The sequence below is a fragment of the Pseudomonas sp. HMWF021 genome, assembly GCF_003061005.1.
GTDB lineage: Bacteria > Pseudomonadota > Gammaproteobacteria > Pseudomonadales > Pseudomonadaceae > Aquipseudomonas.
This window is the reverse complement of the sequence record NZ_QAIK01000102.1, coordinates 39868-44217: the sequence shown is the minus strand read 5'-3', so window position 1 is coordinate 44217 and position 4350 is coordinate 39868. Positions and strand designations below refer to the sequence as shown.

Genomic DNA, 4350 nt, shown 5'->3' with positions numbered 1-4350 from the left:
CGCATCCAGTTCGCTGTCGCGCACGGTCGGGTTGACCGCTTGCAATGCGGTCAGGCGCGCCAGTTCTTCGTCGGTATCGGCGGCCAGACGACGACGGGCCTCGGCCACGCGCTCGGCGTGACGCGGGGTGATCTTGTCTTCACCGGCGTTGATCCGTGGCGTCAGCTGATCGCGCTGGGCCTGGATGAACTTGTTGGCGCTGGCGCGCGGCACGCTTTCCAGTTGATCGTTGAGGGTTTCGAACGAGACCCGTGGCGACAGGTCGTTGCCGTTGGCATCGAGCAGGCAACGCAGCGCAGCCGGCGGCAGGTAACGGCCCAGTTGCAGCGAACGCGGGGCCACCACTTCGCTGACGTAGAGCAGTTCCAGCAACACGGTGCCTGGTTTCAGCGCCTTGTTCTTGATCAGCGCAACGGCGGTGTTGCCCATCGAGCCGGACAGCACCAGGTCCATGCCGCCCTGCACCATCGGGTGTTCCCAAGTGATGAACTGCATGTCTTCGCGCGACAGCGCCTGGTTGCGGTCGTAGGTGATGGTCACGCCTTCGTCGTCACCCAGCGGGAAACTGGCGTCGAGCATCTTCTCGCTCGGCTTGAGGATCAGGGCGTTTTCCGAATGGTCTTCGCTGTCGATGCCGAACGCGTCGAACAGGGTTTCCATGTAGATCGGCAGGGCGAACTGATCGTCTTGCTCAAGGATGTCCTCGACCAACTGATCGCCTTCGCCCGAACCGCCGGAGTTCAGCTCCAGCAGACGGTCGCGGCCGGTGTGCAGCTCGGCTTCCAGACGCTCGCGCTCGGTGCGCGCCTCGTCGATCAGGGCTTGCCACTCGCCGTCGTCGGCTTCTTCGAGCAGCGGCAGCAGGCGCGGGCCGAACTGGTGCTGCAAGGCGTTGCCGGTCGGGCAGGTATTGAGGAAGGCGTTCAGCGCTTCGTGGTACCACTGGAACAGGCGCTCTTGCGGGCTGGTTTCCAGGTACGGCACGTGCAGTTCGATGATGTGCTTCTGGCCGATCCGGTCGAGACGCCCGATACGTTGCTCGAGCAGATCCGGGTGCGACGGCAGATCGAACAGCACCAGGTGGTGAGCGAACTGGAAGTTGCGACCCTCACTGCCGATTTCCGAGCAGATCAGCACTTGCGCGCCAAATTCTTCGTCGGCGAAGTAGGCGGCGGCGCGGTCACGCTCGAGGATGTTCATGCCTTCGTGGAACACCGTGGCCGGAATGCCGGAACGCACGCGCAGGGCGTCTTCCAGATCCATGGCGGTTTCGGCGTGGGCGCAGATCACCAGCACTTTGGTGCGTTTGAGCATTTTCAGCTGATCGATCAGCCACTCGACACGCGGGTCGAATTTCCACCAGCGCTCTTCTTCGCTGGCGTCCGGCTGGGCCTGGAAGCTGACTTCCGGATACAGCTCGGCGTGATCGCCCAGCGGCAGTTCGAGGTATTCGTCCGGGCACGGCAGCGGGTACGGGTGCAGTTTGCGCTCGGGGAAACCCTGTACGGCGGCGCGGGTGTTACGGAACAGCACGCGACCGGTGCCGTGGCGGTCGAGCAGTTCACGCACCAGACGGGCGCTGGCTTCGCTGTCGCCATCGTTGACCGCGGTCAGCAGGGCTTCGCCTTCGTTGCCGAGGAAGCCGTGGATGGTCTTGTGGGCTTCAGGCGACAGGCGCCCCTTGTCCAGCAGTTCCTGAACGGCTTCGGCCACCGGGCGATAGTTGTCGCTCTCGGCGCGGAACGCGGCCAGGTCATGGAAACGGTTCGGATCGAGCAGGCGCAGACGGGCGAAGTGGCTGTCCTGACCGAGTTGTTCCGGGGTCGCGGTGAGCAGCAGTACGCCGGGGATGGTTTCAGCGAGCTGCTCGACCAGGGTGTATTCCGGGCTGGCCTTTTCTTCGTGCCACACCAGGTGGTGGGCTTCGTCGACCACCAGCAGATCCCAACCGGCGGCGAACAGGGCGTCCTGGGCTTTCTCGTCGTCGACCAGCCACTCCAGCGCCACCAGCGCCAGTTGGGTGTCTTCGAACGGGTTGCTGGCATCGCTTTCGATAAAGCGTTCTTCGTCGAACAGCGCGACCTGCAGGTTGAAGCGGCGGCGCATTTCCACCAGCCATTGATGCTGCAGGTTTTCCGGCACCAGGATCAGCACGCGGTTGGCGCGGCCCGAGAGCAGTTGGCGATGAATCACCAGACCGGCTTCGATGGTTTTACCCAGACCCACTTCGTCCGCCAGCAGAACCCGCGGCGCAATACGGTCGGCGACTTCACGGGCAATGTGCAACTGGTGCGCGATCGGCTGCGCACGGACGCCGCCCAGGCCCCAGAGCGAGGACTGCAACTGGCGGCTGGTGTGTTCCAGGGTGTTGTAGCGCAGAGAAAACCACGACAGCGGGTCGATCTGCCCGGCGAACAGACGGTCGCTGGCCAGACGGAACTGAATGAAGTTCGACAGCTGGGTTTCCGGCAGGGTGACCGCTTCGTTCTGGCCGTTGAGGCCGTGATAGACCATCAGCCCGTCGACGTCGTCGACTTCACGGACGGTCATCTTCCAGCCTTCGAAGTGAGTAATGGTGTCACCCGGCGAGAACCGCACGCGGGTGAGGGGCGCATTCCGTAGCGCGTACTGGCGGGTTTCGCCAGTGGCCGGGTAAAGCACGGTCAACAAGCGGCCGTCCTGTGCCAGAACGGTGCCTAAACCAAGCTCTGCTTCGCTGTCACTGATCCAGCGTTGCCCCGGTTGATACTGCTGCGCCATGCTGCCTGACTCCCACCTTGAAAAAGCGGGCTATCTTAACGGAATGCAGGCCTCCAGACCAAAGGTTTACGAGTGTAGGAGCTGCCGAAGGCTGCGATCTTTTGATCTTCGGGAACGCTTGCGTTCTACGGTGTTCCATTAAAGATCGCAGCCTGCGGCAGCTCCTACAGTGCCAACCCGGTCACAAGTTTGCGACCAGTGGCTCAAGGCGCCTTTGCCGCAGCCGATAGCCTGCTGACAGGAGACCCTATATATGCTGCCACCGATGCTCCCCCTGAGCGCTGTGCCGATCACTTCCCAGCAGGATCCGATCCGCCAGCGGCCGGACATTCCTCCGGTGGTGCCGGTGCAGGAAAGCTCCAACGAAAGCACAATTGATCTGCAAAAGCGTGATCCGGAAGAGGATCGACTGCTGGCACGGGAAGAGCAGCGTCGCCAGCAGGAACGCGATCGCCGTCGCCGCGAGGCTGACGAAGATCCCGACGTGCATCTGGCCGTGCCAGGCACCGAGCTGAATGCCGACAATACGGTGCCGGTGGTGCCGCTGATGGAAGATCAGCCGCGTCAGGGCTTGTGGGTCGATATCGAGATTTGATGCCGTACATTTCACGGGGTGTTGTGGAGTGCTGGCGTCAGGCTGCATGATTGGCGCAGTCCTGCCTTTGATGCGGCAGTTGTGTTTTTTTCAAGTGATGCGCTGAACGCCATGAGCCAAGATGAAAAACTGATCGACCTCGGTACCGAACGCGCCAAGCGTGTGCATGATCTCAACGAAAAGCGGCTGAACGAAGTGCGCAAGGCCTTCGAGCAGGCCATGCCGTTGGGAAAAGTCCAGAAAAAGCCGAAAAAGAAACCGAAAAAGCGTTGATCTCCCGCTGCGTCCTTTGATGCAGGTCAGTTATTTTCCCGCCTTTACCTTCTGTGTTGTCCGGACTTGATCCTGGTCAATTTCTGCGTCTGCGTGATTGGTTAACTTAGTTCCATCGCAGCAAAGCAGGGGCCAGGAGGCCACAGTCATGTTTTTCGATAACGTGGTGTTTGCCGGGGTTCTTACTGTAGGTCTCATGGTTCTGTTTTTTGCCGGGTTTGGATTTTTTATCTGGAAGGATGCGAATAAGCACAAGAAGTAGGTCTTTCCGGGTTTGATGAGCACGCAAGGCATTTTGGGCGACTTCGGTTGCCCTTTTTTTTTGTCTTCTTGGCGGCCTCTGGGCCGACCATGTTCTTGGGGTTCTGGGTGTAGATCCGTTTCTGCGGGGGTTGCTGATTAGGGTTCCGCCCTTACGGCGGGTCACTTTTGGCAAACGCCCCAAAAGTAACCAAAAGGGCTTTACCCTGACGTTCGGCCCTCGCTTAGGCTCGGGTTCCTTCGCTCCGGGATTCATCCGGGGGGCAGCGCCTACGGTTTGCTTCGCTGCACCTCCTCTCGCTGTGTTTGGCTGCGCCAAACGGTCGCTGCGCTCCTACCCCCGGATCAATCCCTCCACTCAGCCTGCCGACGGGCCCTCGGATCAAAAGCGGTACTCGAGCTAACGCTCATCGTGTTGAGTGGGGCGGCTTTGCCGCAGGGGTTGTGCGTTTTCTGAACTG

At 61.0% G+C, this 4350-nt stretch carries 3 protein-coding genes and 1 pseudogene; 3 read left to right on the top strand and 1 reads right to left on the bottom strand.

Annotated features, from left to right (window positions below):
* A pseudogene (rapA, locus tag DBR18_RS13690) lies at window positions 1-2760 on the bottom strand (RNA polymerase-associated protein RapA); the annotation flags it as partial.
* 253 nt (window positions 2761-3013) lie between these two features.
* Here rapA and DBR18_RS13685 point away from each other — a divergent pair.
* The 3 genes from DBR18_RS13685 (at window position 3014) to ccoM (ending at window position 3890) form a co-directional block, all read left to right on the top strand.
* The gene (locus tag DBR18_RS13685) at window positions 3014-3355 is read left to right on the top strand and encodes an aspartate-semialdehyde dehydrogenase (RefSeq protein ID WP_108590702.1); all 342 of its coding nucleotides are present in this window, start codon (window positions 3014-3016) and stop codon (window positions 3353-3355) included.
* 111 nt (window positions 3356-3466) lie between these two features.
* Window positions 3467-3628, top strand: coding sequence for a hypothetical protein (locus DBR18_RS28520; protein ID WP_218277857.1), 162 nt, complete (start codon window positions 3467-3469; stop codon window positions 3626-3628).
* Between the two features lie 148 nt (window positions 3629-3776).
* A complete protein-coding gene (gene ccoM / locus DBR18_RS30175; RefSeq protein ID WP_305891535.1) occupies window positions 3777-3890 on the top strand; it encodes a cytochrome c oxidase subunit CcoM in 114 nt (37 codons plus the stop codon).
* Window positions 3891-4350 lie beyond the last annotated feature (460 nt).

Excerpts from the sequence above, each read along its gene's own strand:
- DBR18_RS13685 (WP_108590702.1), top strand. The coding sequence starts at position 3,014 with ATGCTGCCACCGATGCTCCCCCTGAGCGCTGTGCCGATCACTTCCCAG.
- DBR18_RS28520 (WP_218277857.1), top strand. The coding sequence starts at position 3,467 with ATGAGCCAAGATGAAAAACTGATCGACCTCGGTACCGAACGCGCCAAG.
- ccoM (WP_305891535.1), top strand. The coding sequence starts at position 3,777 with ATGTTTTTCGATAACGTGGTGTTTGCCGGGGTTCTTACTGTAGGTCTC.